The sequence below is a fragment of the Kribbella pratensis genome (genome assembly GCF_004365355.1).
In the GTDB taxonomy this organism is placed as follows: Bacteria; Actinomycetota; Actinomycetes; order Propionibacteriales; family Kribbellaceae; genus Kribbella.
Genome location: NZ_SODP01000005.1, coordinates 13,419 through 34,825, shown reverse-complemented (window position 1 = coordinate 34,825; position 21,407 = coordinate 13,419). Strand labels below are relative to the sequence as shown.

At 68.4% G+C, this 21,407-nt stretch carries 18 protein-coding genes; 4 read left to right on the top strand and 14 right to left on the bottom strand.

Annotation, left to right across the window (positions count from 1 at the left end; all coding sequences use genetic code 11):
• The first annotated feature begins 173 nt into the window (after window positions 1-173).
• The gene (locus EV653_RS38255) at window positions 174-1,820 is read left to right on the top strand and encodes an APC family permease (RefSeq protein WP_134111133.1); all 1,647 of its coding nucleotides are present in this window, start codon (window positions 174-176) and stop codon (window positions 1,818-1,820) included.
• A 292-nt stretch (window positions 1,821-2,112) separates the two neighbouring features.
• Here the strand turns inward: EV653_RS38255 and EV653_RS38250 are convergent, their stop codons facing one another.
• From EV653_RS38250 to ald, 7 genes are all read right to left on the bottom strand, one after another.
• Window positions 2,113-2,847: a pseudouridine synthase gene (locus tag EV653_RS38250; protein WP_134111131.1), complete on the bottom strand. Its 735-nt coding sequence runs from the start codon at window positions 2,845-2,847 to the stop codon at window positions 2,113-2,115.
• Window positions 2,837-4,411, bottom strand: a complete 1,575-nt coding sequence (scpB, locus tag EV653_RS42820) for an SMC-Scp complex subunit ScpB (RefSeq protein ID WP_370359410.1) — start codon at window positions 4,409-4,411, stop codon at window positions 2,837-2,839. The genes EV653_RS38250 and scpB overlap by 11 nt, the downstream gene beginning before the upstream one ends.
• Complete coding sequence (locus EV653_RS38240) at window positions 4,408-5,391, bottom strand: segregation and condensation protein A (RefSeq protein ID WP_202872029.1); 984 nt, start codon at window positions 5,389-5,391, stop codon at window positions 4,408-4,410. Before EV653_RS38240 ends, scpB begins: the two co-directional genes overlap by 4 nt.
• A 2-nt stretch (window positions 5,392-5,393) precedes the next feature.
• Window positions 5,394-5,783 (bottom strand): hypothetical protein, encoded by a 390-nt coding sequence (locus EV653_RS38235; protein WP_134111127.1) that lies wholly within the window; start codon window positions 5,781-5,783, stop codon window positions 5,394-5,396.
• Window positions 5,768-6,835 carry a ParA family protein gene (locus EV653_RS38230; protein ID WP_238160730.1) on the bottom strand — a complete coding sequence of 356 codons (1,068 nt, stop codon included), beginning with the start codon at window positions 6,833-6,835 and terminating at the stop codon, window positions 5,768-5,770. Before EV653_RS38230 ends, EV653_RS38235 begins: the two co-directional genes overlap by 16 nt.
• A 195-nt stretch (window positions 6,836-7,030) precedes the next feature.
• Entirely contained in the window at window positions 7,031-7,957 is a 927-nt protein-coding gene (gene xerD, locus EV653_RS38225; protein ID WP_202872063.1) for a site-specific tyrosine recombinase XerD, read from the bottom strand.
• Between the two features lie 23 nt (window positions 7,958-7,980).
• Window positions 7,981-9,096 carry an alanine dehydrogenase gene (gene ald, locus EV653_RS38220; protein ID WP_134111122.1) on the bottom strand — a complete coding sequence of 372 codons (1,116 nt, stop codon included), beginning with the start codon at window positions 9,094-9,096 and terminating at the stop codon, window positions 7,981-7,983.
• 379 nt (window positions 9,097-9,475) lie between these two features.
• Here ald and EV653_RS38215 point away from each other — a divergent pair, with 379 nt between their 5' ends.
• Window positions 9,476-10,306 (top strand): LLM class F420-dependent oxidoreductase, encoded by an 831-nt coding sequence (locus tag EV653_RS38215; protein WP_134111120.1) that lies wholly within the window; start codon window positions 9,476-9,478, stop codon window positions 10,304-10,306.
• Between the two features lie 80 nt (window positions 10,307-10,386).
• Window positions 10,387-11,082: a hypothetical protein gene (locus EV653_RS38210; protein ID WP_134111118.1), complete on the top strand. Its 696-nt coding sequence runs from the start codon at window positions 10,387-10,389 to the stop codon at window positions 11,080-11,082.
• 41 nt (window positions 11,083-11,123) lie between these two features.
• On the opposite strand, the gene EV653_RS38205 is transcribed toward EV653_RS38210, so the two are convergent.
• Window positions 11,124-11,528, bottom strand: coding sequence for a cupin domain-containing protein (locus EV653_RS38205; RefSeq protein ID WP_134111116.1), 405 nt, complete (start codon window positions 11,526-11,528; stop codon window positions 11,124-11,126).
• Between the two features lie 28 nt (window positions 11,529-11,556).
• Here EV653_RS38205 and EV653_RS38200 point away from each other — a divergent pair, with 28 nt between their 5' ends.
• Window positions 11,557-12,147, top strand: coding sequence for a hypothetical protein (locus tag EV653_RS38200; RefSeq protein ID WP_134111114.1), 591 nt, complete (start codon window positions 11,557-11,559; stop codon window positions 12,145-12,147).
• Here the strand turns inward: EV653_RS38200 and EV653_RS38195 are convergent, their stop codons facing one another.
• From EV653_RS38195 to EV653_RS38170, 6 genes are all read right to left on the bottom strand, one after another.
• Window positions 12,148-15,534 carry a GH92 family glycosyl hydrolase gene (locus tag EV653_RS38195; protein ID WP_134111112.1) on the bottom strand — a complete coding sequence of 1,129 codons (3,387 nt, stop codon included), beginning with the start codon at window positions 15,532-15,534 and terminating at the stop codon, window positions 12,148-12,150.
• 106 nt (window positions 15,535-15,640) lie between these two features.
• Window positions 15,641-16,291: an NUDIX domain-containing protein gene (locus EV653_RS38190; RefSeq protein ID WP_134111110.1), complete on the bottom strand. Its 651-nt coding sequence runs from the start codon at window positions 16,289-16,291 to the stop codon at window positions 15,641-15,643.
• Window positions 16,288-17,997: a CTP synthase gene (locus tag EV653_RS38185; protein ID WP_134111108.1), complete on the bottom strand. Its 1,710-nt coding sequence runs from the start codon at window positions 17,995-17,997 to the stop codon at window positions 16,288-16,290. The genes EV653_RS38190 and EV653_RS38185 overlap by 4 nt, the downstream gene beginning before the upstream one ends.
• Before the next feature lie 21 nt (window positions 17,998-18,018).
• The gene (locus EV653_RS38180) at window positions 18,019-19,044 is read right to left on the bottom strand and encodes a glycosyltransferase family 4 protein (protein ID WP_134111106.1); all 1,026 of its coding nucleotides are present in this window, start codon (window positions 19,042-19,044) and stop codon (window positions 18,019-18,021) included.
• Entirely contained in the window at window positions 19,041-20,618 is a 1,578-nt protein-coding gene (murJ, locus tag EV653_RS38175) for a murein biosynthesis integral membrane protein MurJ (protein WP_134111104.1), read from the bottom strand. The genes EV653_RS38180 and murJ overlap by 4 nt, the downstream gene beginning before the upstream one ends.
• Complete coding sequence (locus tag EV653_RS38170) at window positions 20,597-21,406, bottom strand: hypothetical protein (protein WP_134111102.1); 810 nt, start codon at window positions 21,404-21,406, stop codon at window positions 20,597-20,599. Before EV653_RS38170 ends, murJ begins: the two co-directional genes overlap by 22 nt.
• Between the last annotated feature and the right edge of the window lies 1 nt (window position 21,407).

Sequence of the window (21,407 nt, the reverse complement as noted above, 5' to 3'; positions counted from 1 at the left end):
TCGCCGCAGGGTTCTCTCCTGCCCAGCATGCGATCGGCGCCACGTCCCGTCGTCGCAGCAGGCACCCAACCCCTCTGCCAACCAGCGGGTACGGCGAATACCGGCTGGCTGGGGGCCAGGACGGCGGACACCCTCACTGCATCGTCCGGCCGGAGCGCGCCATGGTTCTGGGTATGGCCACATCCGCAGCAGTACCTTCCGCTCGGCAGAGCCGGCCGGGCCTGAAGCGTGACATCGGCTTCATCGGTCTGATCTGGGCGTCCGAGGGATCGATCATCGGCTCCGGCTGGTTGTTCGGCGCACAAGGCGCCCTGTCCACCGCCGGCCCCGCGGCGATCATCTCCTGGGTCATCGGCGGTACGGCGATCCTGATCCTGGCGCTCGTGCACGCGGAACTCGGCGGCATGTACCCGGTCTCCGGCGGTACGGCGCGCTTCCCGCACTACGCGTTCGGCGGCGCGGCCGGTGCGTCGTTCGGCTGGTTCTCCTGGTTGCAGGCGGCCACCGTGGCGCCGATCGAGGTGCTGGCGATGATCACCTACGGCCAGCACTACTCGTTCGCGAACGGCTGGCTGAAGACGGTCAACGGACAACACGTCCTGACCGCGTCCGGGATCGTGGTGGCGGTGCTGCTGATGGCGGCGATCACCGCGATCAACTTCCTCAGCATCCGGCTGCTCGCGCGGACCAACAGCGCGGCGACCTGGTGGAAGGTCGGCATCCCGCTGCTGACGATCTTCGCGCTCGCCGTGGTCCAGTTCCACGGCAGCAACTTCACCGCCGCCGACGGCTTCAACCCGTACGGCGCCAAGGGCATCCTGTCCGCGGTGTCGACCAGCGGCATCATCTTCGCGCTGCTCGGCTTCGAGCAGGCCGACCAGCTGGCCGGCGAGAGCAGCAACCCGCGGCGCGACATCCCGCGTGCGGTGATCGGGTCGATCGTGATCGGCGCGGTCATCTACATCCTGCTGCAGGTCGTGTTCATCGCAGCCCTGCCGAAGGACCAGATCCAGGGCACGTGGGCGCACGCGGCGTACACGACGATGACGGGACCGTTCGCGCAGGTCGCGACGTTGCTGAGTATGGGGTGGCTGGCAACGATCCTGTACATCGACGCGGTGGTTTCGCCTGGCGGTACCGGGCTGATCTACATCACCGGTAGCTCGCGGGTGTCCTACGGGTTGAGCCGGAACGGGTACGTGCCGTCGGTGTTCGAGCGGACCAACAGGCGTGGCGTTCCGTGGGTCGGACTGATCACGGCGTTCATCATCGGGTGCATCTGCTTCCTGCCGTTCCCGAGCTGGCGTTCGCTGGTCGGGTTGATCACGAGCGCGAGTGTGCTGATGTACGCCGGTGCGCCGTTGTCGCTCGGGGTGTTCCGCCGACGGCTGCCGACCGCGCGCCGCCCGTATCGGTTGCCTGGGGCAACGTGGCTGTCGCCGCTGGCGTTCGTGGTCGCGAACCTGCTGATCCTGTGGTCCGGGTGGATGACGGACTGGAAGCTCGGCGTAGCGATCCTGCTCGGCTATGTGATCCTGATCGGCAACCGCATCTTCAAGCTCAACCCGATCGTGCCCCAGCTCGATCTGCGCGCGGCGCAGTGGCTGCCGGTGTACCTGGTCGGGATGGGGCTGATCGTCTACCTGAGCGACTTCGGCCCGTTGAAGCACCCGTGGTTCCCGCTGTGGTGGGACATGCTCGTGACGGCGGTCTTCAGCCTGGTCATCTACTTCTGGGCGCTCGCGGTCGCGCTGCCTGCCGAACAGATCCAGGCGATGGTCGACCAGGTCGTCGTACCCGAAGAAGCCAACCTGGGCTAGTTCCCCACCGCCCTCGGCCTGCCACCCCAGCCCACCACCCCCGGCCTCGGCGCCCCGCACAGACGCCCCGCACCGGCGCCCCGCACAGACGCGCGGCTCGGCGCCTCGGCTTCGGGCCATTTGAGGGGTTGACCCCTCAGATTGTCGGTTGTTCCCCCTGCATGCAACGGGCTAACCGACAATCTGGGGGGTCAACCCCTGAGCTGGTGGGTTGGCACCTCGTATGCAGGGGGCCGAACCCACCAGCTCAAGGGTTGACCCCTCAGATGGTCAGGCGTGATCGGCGGCGGGGTTACAGGTCGACGAGGTCGAGGAGTTGGCCCAGTTCTTTCTGGTTGAGGTCGCGGAGTTCGCCGGTGTGGAGGTTGCCGCGGCGGACCGGGCCGATGGCGGTGCGGGTGAGGCGCTTGACCGGGTGGCCGACCGCGTCGAACATGCGGCGGACGATGCGGTTGCGGCCCTCGTGCAGGCTCATCTCGACGAGCGTGCGTCCGGGGACGGTGGAGACGATCTTCACCGTGTCCGCGCGGGCCGGGCCGTCGTCGAGCTCGATGCCGTCGAGGAGCGTCCGCAGCACGCCGGGTTTGACGTTGCCGTCGACCTCGGCGACGTACGTCTTGGAGACCTCGTACGACGGGTGCGCGAGGCGATGCGCGAATTCGCCGTGGTTGGTGAGCAGCAGGAGCCCTTCGGTGTCGGTGTCGAGCCGGCCGATGTGGAAGAGGCGCTCGGGGCGATCCTGGACGTAGTCGGTGATGCAGGGGCGCCCTTGTGGGTCGGACATCGTGCTGACGACGCCGCGCGGTTTGTTGAAGACGAGGTAGACGTTCGCACTGACCGGCGGGATCCGCTCGCCGTCGACCCGGATGACCGCGGACTCCGGATCCACGCGAACCCCGAACTCCGTCACCACCCGGCCGTCGACCTCGACCCGGCCCTCCTCGATCAGTAACTCCGCGTTCCGCCGGGAAGCCACGCCCGCCCGAGCCAGAACCTTCTGCAGCCGAACCCCGCCCTCATCCCCCATCCCGCACACCCTCCCCGAACCTCACCGCTCCAGCCGACGAACTCACATCCGTCGCGCCCCCGTCCTCCACATCCCCGTCATCTTCCACGTCGCCGTACGCCGTTTCCGCTGCGGGCATGTCGGTTTCCGTGCCCTCGGGGTACTCATCAGCATCCGTGGCCTCAGCCTCGGAGACCTCCGTAGGGTCTTCCGCAGTAGCCAAGCCGTCCGACTCGAGGCCCTCGGCCTCCTCGCGGACCTCGGCCTCCTCGCGGACCTCCGCGTCCTCGCGGACCTCCGCGTCCTCGCGGACCTCCGCGTCCTCGCGGACCTCCGCGTCCTCGCGGACCTCCGCGTCGTCCCGGTCCCCGGCGTCCCGCAGGTGATCCGGCGTCTCGTCCGACTGAGTGGACTCCGCGCCAGCCTCCTCCGCGCCAGCCTTCTCCGCGTCAGCCTCCTCCGCGTCAGCCTCCTCTGCGTCAGGCACAGACTCGGAGTCCTCCGGTGACTCTGCAGGCTCCGTGTCCTCCGGTGACTCTGCAGGCTCCGTGTCCTCGGGGTCGTCGTCGGCATCCACGCCCTCAGCTTCGGAGACCTCCGTAGGGTCTTCCGCAGTAGCCGAGTCCTCCGACCGAACCTCGTCGGCGTGCGCCGTCTCGTCTGCAGGCTCCGCGGACTCCGTCTCCTCTGACGCGGTGTCGTCTGTCGAGCTTGGGGCGGGTGGGAGGGTTTGGGCGGCCAGCTCCTCCTCGATGTCGTCCATGTCGGGAAGGTAGGGAGCCAGCTCCGGCAGGTCATCCAGGGACTGCATGCCCATGCGTTCGAGGAAGTAGCTGGTGGTGCGGTAGAGCGTGGCTTGGGATTCTGTGTCGGCGCCGGCTTCCTCGACCAGACCGCGGGCTACCAGCGTTCGCATGACGCCGTCGACGTTCACCCCGCGGATCGCGGACACACGGGCCCGGCTGACCGGTTGCTTGTACGCGACCACCGACAGCGTCTCCAGCGCGGCCTGCGTGAGCCGTGCCTGTTGGCCGTCGAGTACGAAGCGTTCGACGTACGGCGCTGCCTCGGCTCGCGTGTAGTACCGCCAGCCCCCGCCGACCTCACGCAGGTCGAACCCACGCCCCTGCTCGGTGTACTCCTCCGCCAACGTCTTCAGTGCGTCCGCCACATCCCCCGTCGGCCGCCCGATCGCACGCGCCAACGTGAGCACCGGCAGCGGCTCGTCCGTCACCATCAGGATCGCCTCGAGCGCCCGCCGCATGGTGTCGTCATCAATAACGACCTCATCCCCCACCGGCACCTCAGTCTGCCCCGCCGGCAGGTGGTCCTCATCCTCCCCCCGGACGCCGCTCGCCCCGTCCTCGCTGTCCGGTGCCTCGGAGGGTTGGGGAGCATCTTGGGCCGATTCGGGTGCAGGATCCTCCCCAACCTCGCCAGCGTCCGCAGCCTCGGCGTCAGCCGGCTCGTCCACCGCGTTCACAGCGTCCACAGCGGGCTCGTCGGTTGACGACTGCTCGAGCGCTGTTTCCTCCGGGGCCAGGTCGCGGGGAGGGGTCTGCTCGGGGGTGGGGTCGTTGGTCACTGGTTTGCCGTCTCGTCTGGGGCGGGGGGTAGGTCGGATTCGTCGGTGGCGCTGGCACCGGGTTCGAGGAAGTCGGTGTCCTCGGCAACTACCGGCGCTTCGCCTTCCTCCTCGGACGGTTTGGATTCCTCGTCGAACTCGTCGCTGACGTCGATCTCGCCCTCGTCCGTACCTGTCCACCGGATCGTGAGCTCACCCAACGGCGTCACCTGATCGAAGGACACCGCAGCCTCACGGAACAACTCCAGCAACGCCAAGAACCGGCACACCGTCGTAACGGTGTCCGGCGAGTCCGACACCAACGCACGGAACGTCGTACTGCGCTGCCGCCGCAACCGATCAACGATCACGATCGCCTGTTCGCGCACCGTGACGGCCGGCGCGTGCAGGTGAGCGAGCGAAACCCCTTCAGGTACGTCGTTCTTGGGCGCCATCGCCCGTGCCGCGAGAGCAGCCAATCCGGCCGGATCGATCCCGAGCAGCACCTCGGGCAGCAGCTCCGCGAACCGGGGCTCGACGCCTACCGCGCGCGGGAACCGCCGCGACTCGGCCGCCATCCGCTCCTGCACCAGCGCCGCGATCTGCTTGAACGCCCGGTACTGCAACAGCCGCGCGAACAGCAGGTCCCGTGCCTCGAGCAGCGCGAGATCCTCGTCGTCCTCGACCTCTCCCTTCGGCAGCAACCGCGCCGCCTTCAGGTCGAGCAGCGTGGCCGCGATCAGCAGGAACTCCGACGTCTGGTCCAGATCCCACTCCGACCCCAGCGCCTTGATGTGGGCGATGAAGTCGTCGGTGATCACCGACAGCGCGATCTCGGTGATGTCCAGCTTGTGCTTCGAGATCAGCTGCAGCAGCAGGTCGAACGGGCCCTCGAAGTTCACCAGGTGAACACTGAACCCCTTGCCCTCGGCAACAGCCGGTTCGTCGCCCGAGTCGGCAGAGTCGGCCGAGAGGTCCAGCGGTAACGAGTCCGAGGACACGGTCACTCCGTGCCCTTGAGCTCCGCGGCCCGGTCGTCGGACGCGCGGAGCCGCCGTACCAGCACCGAGTCCGGCCCGTGGTCGACGAAGTCGGCCAGCAGGACGTCGATCGCCTCACGGACGATCCGGCCGCGGTCGGCGGTCAGGCCGTGCTCCGCACGCAACGCAAGTCTGGTCTGTTCCAAGCCGAGCAGCTCCTCCTCCGTCACGTACACGGTGATCTTCGTGTCGTGGCGAATCCGACCACTCGACTTCCGGTCGTCGACGACCGTCGTACGGGACCGTACGGTGGACGGTCCGTCAGTGGTGGTGCGCTTCTCGGGTCTGGTCTGCTTGGGTGCCGCACCCCCGAAGAGTTCACTGGCACCTGGCAGGCTCACCCGGCGGGACAACGCGCGAGCACCTCCTTGGCAAGGTCGCGGTACTGCGTAGCCGCTTGGGACGAGGGGGCGTACGTCGTGATCGGTTCGCCGACGACCGTGGTCTCGGGGAACTTGACCGTACGCCGGATGACGGTGTGGAAGACGCGTTCGTCGAAGGCCTGGACCACCCGGTCGAGGACCTCCCGGGCGTGCGTCGTACGCCCGTCGAACATGGTGCCGAGGATCCCGACGATCTCGAGCTTCGGGTTCAGCCGGTCCTGCACCTTGGCGATCGTGTCGGTCAGCATGGCCAGACCGCGGAGCGCGAAGAACTCACACTCCAGCGGTACGACGATGCCGTTCGACGCGGTCAGCGCGTTCACCGTGAGCAGACCGAGCGACGGGGCGCAGTCGATCAGGATCACGTCGTAGTTCGGGATGATCGGGTCGAGCACCCGCTGCAGCGTGTACTCGCGGGCGACCTCCTGGACCAGCTGTACCTCGGCCGCGGACAGGTCGATGTTGGCCGGCAGCAGGTCGAGGTTCTCCACCCGGGTCGGCTGGATCACCTCGTCGGGCGTGATGTCGCGCTGCATCAGCAGGTTGTAGACCGACAGCTCGAGGTCGTGCGGCTGCACGCCGAGGCCGATCGAGGCGGACCCCTGCGGGTCGAAGTCGATCAGCAGCACCTTGCGACCGGTCTCGGCGATCGCCGCACCGAGGTTGATCGTGGTCGTCGTCTTACCGACGCCGCCCTTCTGGTTGCACATCGCGATCACCTGCGCCGGACCGGTCTTGGCGGGTGGCTGCGGCACCGGCAGGTCCGGCAGCGGCCGGCCGGTCGGCCCGATCTTGTGACGCGGGCCGTTCGGGTCGTTCACGGGTGCAAGGTCCTCCGCGGTGAGCTTGGCCGTCGGCTTCGGCATCTCCGCATAGTTGTCGGGCAGCGCCCGGGGCGTCGTCACCGGGCGGGGTGGCGTGCTGAACGGCTGGGCCGGCTCCGGGGTCGGTTGGTGCCCCGGGAGGCGGCCCGAAAGGTGGTCTGTCACGTGCTCGGTGCCCGGGAATGTCGACTCGTTCATGACTCGTCAAACCTTTCAACCGATACGGGCGATCCCAGCGACTGTAAGCGTGCATTCAAGCACTCTCAACCAGCCACTCCGCACCGGGGTGGGGCTGTTTGTCGACAAAGCTCCGAACCTGGCCGATCACCCACTCCGAGTTACCAGCCGTGAGCAGATGATCGCACACCGTCCCCAGCGTCCGGCCACCGGGGGTCAGGACGACAGCGCTCGCGGGTGGGAGGTCGCGTAGACCTCCCGGAGCTTGTCGACCGTCACCAGGGTGTAGACCTGGGTCGTCGTCACGGACGCATGTCCGAGCAGCTCCTGGACCACGCGTACGTCGGCCCCGCCGTCCAGCAGATGCGTCGCGTAGGAGTGACGCAGCGTGTGCGGGGAGATCTCCTTCGAGATCCCAGCCCGCTGCGCGGCACGACGCAGTACCGTCCAAGCGCTCTGGCGAGACAGGCGGCCGCCGCGGGCGTTCAGGAAGAGCGCGTGGGTGCCGCGTCCGCGCGACACCAGATCAGGGCGACCGCGGACCTGGTACGCCGACAGCGCGTCGCGGGCGTACGACCCGACGGGTACCACCCGCTCTTTGCTGCCCTTACCGCGCAGCAGCACCGCACCGGCGTCCAGGTCGATGTCGTCGACATCCAGGCCGACGGCCTCGGAGATGCGCGCTCCGGTGCCGTACAGGAACTCCAGCAGCGCAGCGTCCCGAGTGGCGAGTACGGCGGGCTCGGCCTCGGCTCCTGCGGCCGCTGTGAGGATCCGGGTCACTTCGTCGACAGACAGCGCCTTCGGCAGTCGCTGCGGCGGCGCAGGCGGCTTCACGGCCGCCGCAGGGTCCACAGCGGCCAGGCCCTCGCGTACACAGAACTTGTGGAACCCGCGGACAGCCACAACCGTCCGCCCGGCACTGGAAGCGGTCAGCGGCGGATGGTCCGCGTCACCTTCGCGCAACCGCATCAGGAAGTCGCCGACGACGGCCTCCGTGATCCGGCTGAGGTCGTCGATCCCGACGGAGGCGAGGTAACCGTCGTACCGGCGTAGGTCACGCCGGTACGACGCCAGAGTGTTGGCGGCCAGGCCGCGCTCCACCGTGAGGTGGTCCAGGTAGGTGCCAACTGCTCTGCTGATGCCCGAGGTGCCCGAAGACGTGCTCAGACCAGCACCTCGTCGAGCTTCAGCTGGGACAGGTCGTGCGCCTCGGCGACCGGGCCGTAGGTGACGTGACCGTCGAAGGTGTTGAGGCCGAGCGCGAGGCTGTGGTCGGACTTCAACGCCTCCCGCCAGCCCAGGTTGGCCAGCTCGATCGCGTACGGCAGCGTCACATTGGTGAGCGCGTACGTCGACGTGTTCGGCACCGCACCGGGCATGTTCGCGACGCAGTAGAACAGCGAGTTGTGCACCCGGTACACAGGGTCGGCGTGCGTGGTGGGACGCGAGTCCTCGAAGCAGCCGCCCTGGTCGATCGCGATGTCGACGAGCACGCTGCCCGGCTTCATCCGGCGGACCATGTCGTTGGTGACCAGCTTCGGCGCCTTCGCCCCGACCACCAGCACCGCGCCGATGACCAGGTCGGCCTCGAGCACGGCGCGCTCGATCTCGTACGCGTTGGAAGCGATCGTCAGCAGGTGACCCTGGTAGATCTGGTCGGCCTGACGCAGCCGGGCGATGTTGCGGTCGAACAGCTGCACCTGCGCCTGCATACCGAGCGCGATCGCCGCCGCGTTCATCCCGGAGACACCCGCACCGAGGACGACCACGCGGGCCGGGTGTACGCCGGACACGCCGCCGAGCAGCACGCCGCGGCCGCCGCCCTGCGCCATCAGGTGGTACGCACCGGACTGCGGCGCGAGCCGGCCGGCCACCTCACTCATCGGCGCCAGCAGCGGCAGAGTGCCGTCCGGAAGCTGCACGGTCTCGTAGGCGATACCGGTGATACCGGACTTGAGCAGCGCGTCGGTCGTCTCCTGGCTGGCAGCGAGGTGCAGGTACGTGAACAGCACCTGGTCCTTGCGCATCCGGTGGTACTCCTCCGCCACCGGCTCCTTCACCTTGAGCACCAGCTCCGCGTCCGCCCAGACGTCGTCCGCCATCGGCACGATCCGCGCCCCGGCCGCGACGAACTCCTCGTCCGGGATCAGCGAACCGTTGCCCGCCCCCTGCTCGATCAGCACCTCGTGCCCGCTGCGCACGAACTCGTGCACCCCGGACGGGGTGATCGCCACCCGGTACTCGTGGTTCTTGACTTCCTTCGGTACTCCGACCTTCACAACTTGCCCTTCTTTCACGTTCCAGGTGTGCGGCTCACGTCGTTGTGTCCGCGGGCCCGGCGGTTGAGGGGTGTGCTGCCAGGTCGCTGCCGAGTGTAAGCCCGTGCGGTTCATACCACCCGAGGGGATGGTCTGATCTTGACACGACCTTTCGCAGAAGATGACGCGACGGAGAACGAAGTGATACCTGGCTACGGCCGGTGAGCTTCCCCACACGGAGCGATCACCGGCCAGCCCTGATCTCCTCTGAGACCTCCTCTGACCTCGGCTGACTTGGCAACGATCATTGACGGCCATTCGTTGGCGTCAGAGATGCTTGGAAACGGAGCCCGTCCGCCCCGGGTTGCACGCTGAGGTTGATCGACGAGAGGAGTACGGCGTGGCAGTCGAACTGGGACGGTACGGCGTCTGGCACGGACCCCAGCACTTCGGCCCGGAACTGGCGGCGGGGCTGGAGCAGGTGGGGTACGGCACGCTGTGGCTGGGCGCCTCGCCCGACACCGGCCTGCGCGACGCCGAGGTGTTGCTCGCCGCAACGACTTCGGTTGCTGTCGGCACCAGCATTGTGAACATGTGGAAGTCGCCGGCGGCCGACGTCGCCGCGTCGTACCACCGGCTGGAGGACGAGCACCCGGGACGGTTCCTGCTCGGCGTCGGGATCGGTCACCGCGAGCGCAACGACGACTACCGGTCGCCGTACGAGACGATCGTCAGCTACCTCGACGAGCTCGACGACGCGAAGGTGCCGGCCGACCGGCGGGCGCTGGCCGCGCTGGGGCCGAAGGTGCTGCACGTCGCGGGCACCCGGACCGCCGGGGCGCTGCCGTACCTGACGACGCCGGAGCACACGAAGGAAGCGCGGCGGATCCTCGGCGGCGGGGTGCTGCTCGCGCCGGAGCAGATGATCGTGCTGGAGACCGATCCGGAGATCGCGCGGGCGACGGCGCGGGACCGGCTGGCGTCGTACCTGCAGCTGTCGAACTACACCTCGAGCTTCAAGCGGCTCGGGTTCACCGACGACGACCTCGCCGACGGCGGCAGCGACCGGCTCGTCGACGCGATGGTCCTGCACGGCTCGGCGGTCGAGGTCGCGGAGGGCCTGAAGGCGCACCTGGACGCGGGCGCGGACCATGTCGCGATCCAGCAGCTCGGGCGGGAAGGGATCGACCTGCTGCCCGGATACGAGGCGCTGGCAACTGTGCTCGTGTAGAGCTTGATTCCGCCCGGGATCGAGGGAACATCAGCAGTAGGTGCACCACATGGCGCGGTGCACGTTGGAGGTGTTTCCCCATGACCGAGCGACACGAGTTGCGATGGGGCGGCTTCGCCGGACTGGCCTTCGTCGTCCTGGCAATGCTGGGCAGGTTCCTGCCCGGTAATCCTCCGACGGTCGGTGATTCCGACAGCACGGTTTCGGGCTGGCTCACCGACCACCGGACCACGATCCTGTTCAGCTCGCTGATGTGGGCTGCCGCGGCCGGACTGGTCATCTGGTTCGCGGCCGCCTTCGCCGAGGCGATCCGCGAGCGGGCCGAGCGCAGCGACGTACACCTTGCGTTGCTGGCCGGATCGGTGCTCGTCGGCAGCGCGATCTTCGTGAATGCCGCACTGACGGCGGCGACCGCGTTCGAGATCGGCGGGCGGGACCCGGCGATCACGATGACGCTGTACGAGCTGAGCGCGGTGATGACGACGATGATCGGCTTCGCCGCGGCGCTGCCGCTGGCGGCTGCCGGGATCGGCGTGATGCGCACGCACGTGATGCCGAACTGGCTCGGGTACCTCGCCCTGCTGGCCGCTGTCGTGTCGTTCGCCGGGGCGTTCGGCGTGTTCGCGACCAGTGGCACGTGGGTTGCGGGCGGGTTCCTGATGACCACGGTCCCGTTGCTGCTGACGGCGATCTGGATCGTCTGCGCGGGCGGTTTCATGGTCCGCGAGCACCTGCCGGAGCTGAGCACCGGGGAGGCCGCCGTACCGCAGCTGTAGTCGCGATCGGTGCCCCTGGCAACAGTTGCCAGGGGCACCGGCTACGGCATCGTGAAGTCGGCGAAGTCGAAGCCCGGTGACACGACGCAGGACACCAGCACGGCCTCGTCACCGGCGGGCCGCGCGGTCTGCCACGCGCCCGGCGGGATCACCACCTGCGGCTGCTGTCCCGCTCGTACGTCGGGTCCGAGCACGACGGACTCGTCGCCGTACTCCAACGTCAGCGGTCCGCCCGAGTGCCACAACCAGATCTCCGCCGACCGCACCCGGTGCAACCGCGACTCCTCCCCCGGTGCCAGCAGGAAGTAGATCGCGGTAGCACTGGCCCGCGACCCGTCGTACCCCTCCGGCTCGAACTCGATCCCGGACCGCCACGTCTCCCTGTACCACCCACCCTCCGGATGCCGTTCCATCCCCAGCAACGCCGCCAACTCCGGCTTCTCCATGAACCGATTCTGCGGCAGAGTGCGGTGCATGCTGCCTTCCGAATACCACCGCAGGCTCCCGTACGGCGAGCGGATGTCGCCCGAGCCGTTGGTCGGGCATCCGTTCTTTCCGTTCGAGGGGGATGTGCAGGTTGTGCCGTTGGCCGAGCCTGTGCTGCCTGAGCCGCCGCGGGCTGGTGAGCCTGGTGGGAAGCCGTGTGCGAAGTGTGCGGATCCGGACGGGTTTGTGATCTGGCGGGACGATCAGTGGTCGTTGAAGGCGTTCGGTCCTACCGGCTTGCCGTTCGTGGCGGTGCTGGAGCCGCAGGAGCATTATCGGCTCGACAACCTGCCGGCGGAGTTGACGGCGACGCTCGGGCCGATGATCCAGCGGGTGGCGAAGGCGATCCAGGGGATCGACAGCGTCGCGCGGACGCACTTCAACCGGTGGGGCGACGGCAGCGAGCACTTCCACCTGTGGTTCATGGCGCGACCGCTCGGGATGATGCAGCTCCGCGGCGCGATGATCGCGGCCTGGGACGACATGCTGCCGAAGATCCCCGAGGACGAGTTCGCCGCCAACGCCCGGCAGGTCGCCGCCGCCCTCGCGGAGGACGGCGGCGAAACTGTCGGTCGCTGACTACGAGGCCACGGTGAAGAGCCGTAGGTCGCGGTTCTTGGGCAGCGTGATGCTCACCGGGGTCTGGGGCAGGGTCACAGGCGCGGTGGCGAAGATGTGCGTGGTGACGTTGTCCTTCCCGCCGCCGGATTCGTTGCGGTACGGCGTGGTCGCGACGATGAGGTTGCCGTAGTGGAGCGTGTCGCCGCCACCGCCAAGGGTCCAGTCGCTGAAGGACAGGTCGATCGGCGACCTACTGCCGTCGGCGTAGTTGAGCGTCGCAGTCGTCTGCTGATTGCCATTGACCGCGCTGCCGATGAACGACAGCTTCGTCGTACCGGCTGGCAGGTTCAAGCTGAGCAGTTGACCGTCGGCAGGCACGTTGTCGGGGTCGCCGGCCGGCACGTCGGGCCATGTGAAGGTGAGGCCTTGCACCGTTCCGGTACCACCTGGTGTTAGACCGGCGGCCGCGAGCGCCTGGCGGGAGTAGCTGACGCCACCGCCGTCGTAGTCCGCCTCGGTGTGGTCCCCGTTGTCGTCGGAGATGCCCACGCCTTCCCGCAGTACGAAGAACGAGTTCGGTTGACCGACAACCACGGTGAAACCGACCTGTGGCAACGCCGTACCGTCCGCCGCCTTCATCGACACCGTGACCGGGTAGCGGCCGTCCGGCGTACTAGCTGCAGCAGTGATCGTCACCGACGCGCTGCCGACCTTGTCCACGTGGAAGGTGCCAGTAGTAGGTGTCGCAGTGAGACCAGCAGGTGCGTTGATCGTGTAGGTGACGTCCTGTGCGGTCCCACTTAGTCGGTGAGTTTGCACAGCGATCGGCGCGCTGGTGCCGCCTGGGGCAACGACGACCCGGCTTGTGTCGGTGGACGTCTGGAACGGGATCTCACCGGTCCGCCACGACGGTGGTGCGTCCTTGGCTGCGGACCCCCACGAGGTGTTGGCCGTAGTACCCAGCTTGAAGTCCAGCGTCCCGCCCTGCTGGACGAACGACTCCGGCAGCCAGGGCTTGGTCGACGACTTCCCGTTGACCTTCAACGACTGCACGTACTGCGCATCTGCGCCCAGAGCGTTGATCCGGATCGTCCGGCTGCCCCGGTGGATCACTGCACGTGAGAACAGCGGCGCGGCGACCTGAAGCTCCGCACGGCTCGGCACGTCCGGGTAGAGCCCCAGCGCGGTCCACACGTACCAGGACGACATCGCACCAAGGTCGTCGTTGCCGGGAATCCCGCCGGTGCTGGTGTTCCACAGCTGGTTCATTGCCTGCCGCAACGTCTCCTGCGTCTGGTACGGCCGGCCGGTGTAGTTGTAGATCCACGGTGTGTTGATGGACGGCTCGTTGTCCATCTCGGCGTGCAGCTCGCCCGCACCGGTCAGCGCCCACGTCCCGTCCGGGTTCTTGAAGAACGCGTCCAGCCGCTGGTTCGTCGCCTCTACACCGCCGATCGCGTCGACCAGTCCGGCCCGGTTGTGCGGGACCATCCACGTGTACTGCGCACTGCTGCCCTCGGCGAACCCGTCGTACGTCGACGGCGTGAACGCCGGCCAGGCGCCGTTGTCGTCGCGGTTCTGCACGTAGCCGCCGTTGTCCGGGTTGAACACGTTCTGCCAGTACTGCGACCTGCTCAGGAACTGCTTGTACGTCGGCTTGTCGCCGGTGCGCTGTGCCAGCTGGGCCAAGGCGAAGTCGTCGGTCACGTCCTCGAGCGTCTCGACCGCACCGCCCCACGCGTTGGACTTGGTGGGGACGTAGTGCAGTGCGAGGTACTTGTCGAGCGACGGCCGCTGCCCGATCGTCATGACCGGCTTACCGGCTGAGCTGAGGTCTTTCGCGGTCGGTACGGTCGCAGCCTTCACCAGCGAGCGCAATGCGCCACGAGCGTCGAAGTTCGTACCGCCGAACGCATAGATGCCGGCCACCGCAGGCGCTGACGGGTCGCCCGTCATCACCGACGTGCTGCCGGAGGCATGCGTCCAGCGGTCCCAGACACCGGCGTTCTGCGTGGCCTGGTTCAGCAACGATTGCGCGATGTCTCCGGCACGCTCCGGATCGAGCAAGGTAACTAGTTGCAGCTGCGACCTATAGACGTCCCACCCGGAGAACGTCGCGTACTGCGCTACCTGTCCGCGCGACACATAATGCGCCTTCTGGTCGAAACCCCAGTACTGGTGATTGACGTCGCTGAACACGTTCGGGTGCAGCGACGCGTGGTACAGCGCGCTGTAGAACGTCGTGCGCTGGTCCGTCGTACCGCCGGTGATCTCGATCCGGTCGAGCTGCTTCCGCCATGCCTGCTTGGCTTTCACGGCAGTCATCGCGACGGATGTACCGCGCGGGTTCTCGGCGCGAAGGTTCGCCGCAGCGTTGGCACCGCTCACGTAGGAGATGCCGATCCGCATCGTCACGTTGTCGCTGTCGAAGCCGACATAACCACCTGATCCCTTGTTCGCCGGCATCCAGCCGTCCGTGCCGTACGTCGTACCGCCGCTCGCCTGGGTGCTCCCTGGCGTGACCGTGGTGTCGGTCCAGGTGCCCTGGTTCTTGAAGGGCTGGTCGAACTCGGCGACGAAGTGCAGCGTGTAGTAGCTGCGCTGCCCGACGCTGGCCAGGTAGCCGCAGAAGTTGCCGCTCGTCACCGATCCGCTGACCGTGCGGTGCGCTGCGTCGATGCTGACCTGTGCGTCGCTCGAGCCGACCTCGGAGTTCGACGTACGGAACATCAGCGTCTTGGCCTTGTCGGCCGGGAACGTGAACGCCGCCGACCCGGTCCGCGTCGTCGCAGCCAGCTCGGCCGTCACGCCGGAGTCGAGTCCGACCTTGTAGTACCCCGGCTTGGCGACCTCGTTCGCGTGGCTGAAGGTCGACGCGTAGGTCTCGTCCTTCGCATCACTCTGGGGCGAGCTCGTCACCTCACCCGCCAACGGGAAGATCGGGATATCCCCCGAACCACCCGCACACCCGGTCCCGCTCATATGCGTGAGGCTGAACCCACGGATCTTGCTCGCGCTGTACAGATACCCACCGGGTGCGGCGGTCCGGTACGCGTTCCCGCGGCTCGTCTCCGGGCTGAACGAGAACATCCCGAACGGCAGGACGGCACCGGGGAAGACGTTCCCGGCATTCGACGTACCGATCAACGGATCGACCTGCTCGGTCGGATCGAGAGAGCTCGCGGTGATCCGGCTCCTCCCGACCGCGGCAGGCGCACGCAGGCCCGCAGCCAACGGATCCGGCGGCGTGGCAGTCGTCGGACGGACGCCGGAGCCGCCCGAGGAAGGCGACGGCGACGGTAAGGGCACGGCGTGAGCCGTGGGAGCGACTGCGACGATCAGGGCGCCGGCGAGCAGCAGGCTCGCGCGCCGGGACGGCAGGGGACGACGGACGGGACGACGCATGGGCGGGACCAACCTTGGGCGGAGTGAGGTGGGCGTGACATCGTTGTCAGCAACAGATACCCTCACCCACCGCAGTGGGTCAAGACCTCCGCGTAGTTCCGGTACCTCAGCGGTCCTTGGCCGGCCAGGGTGAGTCAGCTGGGCGGAGGGTGTCGAAGCCGGGACCGTTGAGGGCGGTCCAGGTGGCCAGGGAGCCCATCACGAGGATCGGGTTCTGGAGTTGGCCGGCCAGGACGGCGCCGACAACGTCGATCAGCGGCGCCCAGACCGTCTCCATGTCGGCCTCCTCATGGAGGCGTTCGAAGGACTCGTCGGCGGGCGACAGGTCGCGGGCCAGGAAGATCCGGACCGCTTCGTTGGTGAGGCCGGGCGACGTGAACGCGTCGACCAGGATTCGCCAGTCGGCGGCCTTGGTCGCGGTCTCCTCCCACAGCTCGCGCTCGGCGCCCAGGCGGTACTGCTCCCCCTGGACGTCCAGCAGCCCGGCCGGCGGCTCGAGCAGTTTGTAGCCGACCGGGTGCCGGTACTGGCGCACCAGCAGCATCCGGTTGTTCTCGTCGAGGGCGACCACGCCGACGGCCCCGGGATGTACGACGACATCGCGTACGAACGACTCGCCGCCCGGCGGGTCGATGGTGTCCCGGCGTACCGAGATCACCCGGCCGGTCTCGTGCACGACCTCGGACGAGGAGACCGGCCAGTGCTCGGGCTGGTCGGCGAGACCGGCGCCGAACCGCAGCTCGGGATGGTCCGTCATCGGGTCTTGACCGGGGTCTTCTTGGCAGCCGCCACCTTCGGCTCCTCGACCGGGAGCCGCGACTCGCGCTGCCGGTCCAGCGCCGCCGCGACCAGGCCGGAGAACAGCGGGTGCGGCTTGGTCGGCCGCGACCGCAGCTCCGGGTGCGCCTGCGTGGCCACGAAGTACGGGTGCACGGACCGGTCCAGCTCGATGAACTCGACCAGCTCGTGGTCCGGCGACAGGCCGCTGAACACCAGGCCGGCGGTCTCCAGCTTGTCCCGGTACGCGTTGTTCACCTCGTAGCGGTGCCGGTGCCGCTCCTGGATCGACGGAGCGCCGTACAGGCCGCGGACGATCGAACCGTCGGCCAAGTTCGCCGGGTACAGACCCAGCCGCATCGTGCCGCCCATATCGCCGGTGCCGGACACGATGTGCTTCTGCTCCTCCATCGTCGCGATCACCGGCTGCTCGGCGTCCGGATCGAACTCGCTCGAGTTCGCATCCACCAGGCCGGCCAGGTTCCGGGCCACCTCGATCACCATGCACTGCAGGCCCAGGCACAGCCCCAGGATCGGGATGCCCTGCTCGCGAGCGAACCGGATCGCGCCGATCTTGCCCTCGATACCGCGCACCCCGAAGCCGCCGGGGATGCAGATCGCGTCCACGTCGCCGAGCAGCCGGGCCGCGACCTCGGGCGTGGCGCACTCGTCGGAGGCGATCCAGCGCAGGTTCACCCGGGCGTCGTTGTCGAACCCGCCCGCGCGCAGCGCCTCGGCGACCGACAGGTACGCATCCGGCAGGTCGATGTACTTGCCGACCAGCGCGACCGTGACCTCGTCCTTCGGGTGGTGCACGACCCGCAGCAGCTCGTCCCAGCGGGTCCAGTCGACATCACGGAACGGGAGGTTCAGCCGACGCACGACGTACGCGTCGAGGCCCTCGGCGTGCAGCACCTTGGGGATGTCGTAGATCGACGGCGCGTCCGGGGCGGCCACCACGGCCTCCTGGTCGACGTCGCACATCAGCGAGATCTTCCGCTTCACGCTGTCCGGGATCGGCCGGTCCGCCCGGCAGACGACCGCGTCCGGCGCGATACCGATCGACCGCAGCGCGGCGACCGAGTGCTGGGTCGGCTTGGTCTTAAGCTCGCCGCTCGGCGCCATGTACGGGACCAGCGAGATGTGCAGGAAGAACACGTTGTCGCGGCCGACGTCGTGCCGGACCTGCCGCGCGGCCTCGAGGAACGGCAGCGACTCGATGTCACCGACCGTACCGCCGATCTCGTGCAGCACGACATCGACATCGGGGCCCGCCATCGCGAGCATCCGTTCCTTGATCTCGTTGGTGATGTGCGGGATGACCTGCACGGTGTCACCGAGGTACTCGCCGCGGCGCTCCTTGGCGATGACGCTGGAGTAGATCTGTCCGGTGGTGACGTTGGCGACCTGGGAGAGGTCGCGGTCGAGGAAACGCTCGTAATGCCCGATGTCCAGGTCGGTCTCGGCGCCGTCGTTGGTGACGAACACCTCGCCGTGCTGGAACGGGTTCATCGTGCCGGGATCCACATTCAGATACGGATCCAGCTTCTGCATCGTGACGCGGATGCCCCGAGCCGTCAGCAGACTGCCGAGGCTGGACGCTGTCAGTCCCTTGCCGAGACTGGATGCCACGCCACCGGTGACGAATACGTGCTTGGTCTGCTGGGAAGTCGAAGCCCTGTCCACGGGTCTCCAGCCTACCTCTTGTCAACCACCGGTCGCGACGAGACCCGCGTAGATGTCGAGCAGATTCTTTGCCACCGCGTCCTCGTCCATCCATCGGGCGGACAACTCCCGGCCGCGTGTCCGCATAGCGTTCGCGGTCTCCGGCTCGGCCAGGACGGCCCGGACACCGTCCGCCAGCCCGTCCGCGTCCCCCGGGAACGCCAGTACGGCGCTGTCCCCGACCAGCTCGGGTACGCCGCCGACCGCGGTCGCCACGACCGGTACGCCGACCTGCATGGCCTCCTGGATGACCAGCGCGCGGGCCTCCCAGTGCGAGGTGAGTAAGAACACGTCGGCCGCACCGAGCAGGTCGGCCACGTCGTTGCGGTGACCGAGCAAGCGGACCGGCAGCTGCTCGGCGTCGATCCGCGCCTGCAGGTTGTCCCGTAAGGGCCCGTCACCGACCACGACGAAGACAGCGTGCGGGGTGGACTCGTGGACCCGCGCGGCGACCGACAGCAGCGTCGGGTAGTCCTTCTGCGGCGCCAGCCGGCCGACGGTGAGCACCATGGGCCGGTTGCCGATACCTAGCTCGTGTCGGACGTCTGCGCGCGGCGTACGGATCGTGGGCATCGCGGGTGCCGCTACCGGAGCCAGCTGTGCGTTCCGAGCGCCCAGACTCTTCGCCAGCTCCACCAGGTCGCTGGAGGCCCCCAGGGTCAGATCCGCACCCCGGGCGACCAACCGCTGCCCCATCCGCATCATCAGGCCGCGTGGTCCGGGCGCGATCACCGCGTTGTGCCACGTGACGACCAGTGGGCGCAGTCGCGATCGGTCCCGCAGCGCAGTCATACCGGCGCGGTAACCGTGTGCGTGGATCACGTCGCAGCCGCGCAACCCGGCCGCCTGCGTGACGACCGTCGCCGGACCGAACTCGAAGTGCTCGGCCGTGCCGGGCGGTGCGCACACGATCACCTCGTGCCCGGCACTCACGAACCGCGGCACCAGCGAGGCGACGTGCTGCCCGATGCCGCCCCGCGACTCCGCGAGCAGCAGCCCGATCCTCATGGCTTCTCCCGTCGAACGAGTGCGCGGGCGTCCGCGCGATCCAAGACAAGTACGACTCCGGCGTACACCAGGACGACGGTCAGGCCGGAGAGGAGAGCGAACACGACTGCCTTCGCCGGTCCTGCGTCGCCGGCCGGCGCGGAGACCAGCCAGCCCGCCGCTCCTGCCAGAGCGGCACCGACCAACGCAGCAAGGGTCGCACGGGCAAATCCAGCCAGCACAGTGGGTCCTGCCTCCCGTCGCAGTACTCCGAGCAGCACAACCGCGCCGATCACCATGCCGACCGACATCGCTGCCGCCAGTGCGGGCACCGCAGCCCATCGAGCAGTCAGCGCCACACCGGCCAGTGCCACCAGTACCCAAGCCCCAGACGTCACCACGGCCACCTCACGACCGCAGTGCCGCGCATACAGAACCCGGCCGACATGCATGAGCACAGCGAAGCCGATTGCGGCCGGGGCGAAGAAGATCAGACCGTTGACGAGCAAGGTGGCTCTGGCCTCCTGTACGACGCCGTCGTCGTACGCGAAGATCCTTGCGACCGGTACGGCGGTGCCGACCAGCAGCGCGGCACCCGCGCCGCCCGCCAGCATCACCGCGCGGGTGGAGGTCGCCGCGTAGTGCTCGAACCGCTCCCCCGCGTCGAACGCGGCCGCCAACCGCGGGAACACAGCGGTCGTGATCGGAACGGCGAGAACCGCGTAAGGCAACAGGTACACGGCGTTGGCCCACGTGTAGACCGCGATGCTGCCTGCCACACCACGATGGTTGGCCAGGTACGTCGTCACGACGAAGGTCAACTGCTGAGCGACGAGTACGGCGAGACCCGCGAGCGCGAGCCTGCGCAGAACCGGGCCGACGCCCGGATCGAGGCGCAGCGTCGGCCTGATCGGAAGACGGAGGAACAGCATCGGGATCAGCACCGTGAGCGCGAGCGCCGCGACGCCGGCCGTCGTACCCCAGGCCAGTAGGTCGGTCGCTCCACGCGCGGCCGCGTCTGCGTTCGGTGCCTCGGCCGCGAAGAGGAGGTAGGTGGCAACGACCACGAGGCTCGAGATCAGCGGTGCCATCGCACCGGCCGCGAATCGCTTGTGGGATTGGAGAACTGCGGTCGCGATCACCGCTACGGCGTACCCGAAGACCTGCGGCACGAAGATCGCGAGCATCCGGGTCGCGGTCCCCGTCGTGCTGCCGCAGTCGGCGCCGGGATCGAGCATCGCGTCGGTGTACCGGCCGGCCAGAAGCCAAGCCAGTAAGGCAACCGGCGCCAGCAGCACGAACGACCAGGACAGCAACGCCCCGATGATCCGTCCCTGCGCGGCCCGATCCGCCCGCGCCACCGGCCCCGCGAGGACCGGGATGACGGCCCCGGCCAGCGCGCCGCCGGCGACGACTTCGAAGAGGATGTTGGGTAGCTGGTTCGCCGTTGTGTAAGCCTCTGCCAGGCACCCGGCGCCGACGGTCTTCGAGAACACCAACCACCGGGCGAACCCGACCACCCGCGCCAGAACAGTGATCGCCGCGACAACCAGTGCGGCGCGGGCGAGCCGACTCACCTGGGTCGTCGGCCCCATTGGTCGATCTTGTCGAGGACCGGAGTGTCGGCGATGAATTTGGTGAAGCTGACCTTCTCGCTCGCCAGGTTCAGCCCGACGACGGCCGCCAGGACGAGGGTCTTCAGCGGGCGCGGCAGCAATGCGGCCAACGCCGTACCCGTGATCGCGCCGAGGCCGTTGGCGCCGCAGTCGCCGAGCATCGAGCGCTCGCCGAGATCGGAAGGCGCGGACGCACCGGCGGCGCCGACGACGGCACCGGCCGGACCGCTCACGACTGCGAGCGGAGCGTTGAGCGCCGTGACCGCCTTGAGCGCGCGGCCCGGACGCAGGTCGAGCAGGTTCGTGAGGTTCGCCGTACCGGCGATCAAGGCGCCGTCGGCAACGACTCCGGCGAAGGCCTTCACACCACGGGACTTGCGCGGCAGCAGCGCGGCGGCCGCGAGGCCGGCGGCGCCGACGCCCAGGATCTTCACCGCGCCGCTCGTCACCTCTCCGCGCTTCAACGCGCTGAGGTGGCCGCGGAAACCCTTGGCCTGCGTGGTCCCGCGCAGATCGTCGTACGCACCGACCGCACCCGACACCGCTCCTGCCACCACCGCGGCAGTTTTCACCTTGCCGTTGCCCCGGGACGCGGCGACGCCGGCAAGCGCGCCGAGAACCGCGACCGGGCCCTCGAGCAGCGTCACCGACTCACCGCGGTGGTTGGTGCGCTCGAACGGCTCCCGGTTCTCCTTCGGCAGCTTCTCCGCTGCGCGCTCGAGACCGGCTGTAGCGGCCGCCGCAACGACGGCGCTCAGAATTCCCACG

Bases quoted from the DNA above. Each gene is read 5' to 3' on its own strand.
- EV653_RS38255 (WP_134111133.1), top strand. From the start codon at position 174: ATGGCCACATCCGCAGCAGTACCTTCCGCTCGGCAGAGCCGGCCGGGC.
- EV653_RS38250 (WP_134111131.1), bottom strand. From the start codon at position 2,847: ATGGGGGATGAGGGCGGGGTTCGGCTGCAGAAGGTTCTGGCTCGGGCG.
- EV653_RS38230 (WP_238160730.1), bottom strand. From the start codon at position 6,835: ATGAACGAGTCGACATTCCCGGGCACCGAGCACGTGACAGACCACCTT.
- EV653_RS38210 (WP_134111118.1), top strand. From the start codon at position 10,387: ATGACCGAGCGACACGAGTTGCGATGGGGCGGCTTCGCCGGACTGGCC.
- EV653_RS38205 (WP_134111116.1), bottom strand. From the start codon at position 11,528: ATGGAGAAGCCGGAGTTGGCGGCGTTGCTGGGGATGGAACGGCATCCG.
- EV653_RS38200 (WP_134111114.1), top strand. From the start codon at position 11,557: ATGCTGCCTTCCGAATACCACCGCAGGCTCCCGTACGGCGAGCGGATG.
- EV653_RS38195 (WP_134111112.1), bottom strand. From the start codon at position 15,534: ATGCGTCGTCCCGTCCGTCGTCCCCTGCCGTCCCGGCGCGCGAGCCTG.
- EV653_RS38190 (WP_134111110.1), bottom strand. From the start codon at position 16,291: ATGACGGACCATCCCGAGCTGCGGTTCGGCGCCGGTCTCGCCGACCAG.
- EV653_RS38180 (WP_134111106.1), bottom strand. From the start codon at position 19,044: ATGAGGATCGGGCTGCTGCTCGCGGAGTCGCGGGGCGGCATCGGGCAG.
- murJ (WP_134111104.1), bottom strand. From the start codon at position 20,618: ATGGGGCCGACGACCCAGGTGAGTCGGCTCGCCCGCGCCGCACTGGTT.